We start from the raw sequence: 610 nt of genomic DNA, 5'->3' as shown, positions 1-610 counted from the left end.
ATAAAAAAAGAACATCTTATTGATGTTCTTTTTTATTTATCATTTACTAAAATTATTCGATAATTTCAGCAACAACTCCTGAACCTACTGTTCTACCACCTTCTCTGATAGCGAATCTTAATCCTTCTTCGATAGCGATTGGTGTGATTAGTTCGATTGTTGTTGTAATGTTATCTCCTGGCATTACCATTTCTGCTCCGCCTTCTAATTCTACTACTCCTGTTACGTCTGTTGTTCTGAAGTAGAATTGTGGTCTGTATCCGTTAAAGAATGGTGTATGTCTACCACCTTCATCTTTTGTTAATACGTATACTTCTGCTTTGAATTTTGTATGTGGGTGAATTGAACCTGGTTTTGCTAATACTTGTCCTCTTTCGATTTCTGTTCTATCTACACCTCTTAATAATGCTCCGATGTTATCTCCAGCAACACCTTCGTCAAGTTGTTTTCTGAACATTTCTACACCTGTTACTACTGACTTGTTGATTTCTTTTTTGATACCTACGATTTCAACTTCGTCTCCAACTTTTACGATACCTCTTTCTACTCTACCTGTTGCTACTGTACCTCTACCTGTGATTGAGAATACGTCTTCTACTGGCATTAGGAA

General features: G+C 36.4%; 1 protein-coding gene. It reads right to left on the bottom strand.

What is annotated here, in order from left to right; genetic code table 11:
- Window positions 1-52 precede the first annotated feature (52 nt).
- On the bottom strand, window positions 53-610 hold a 558-nt coding region (locus tag ACTQYZ_RS10040; protein ID WP_441416546.1), incomplete at its 5' end, for an EF-Tu/IF-2/RF-3 family GTPase.

It is taken from the genome of Anaerofustis sp. LCP19S3_F7 (genome assembly GCF_052119445.1).
GTDB classification, from domain to species: Bacteria; Bacillota; Clostridia; order Eubacteriales; family Anaerofustaceae; genus Anaerofustis; species Anaerofustis butyriciformans.
Note: the sequence above shows the minus strand (reverse complement) of the source record. Positions and strands in the feature narration are given on the sequence as shown.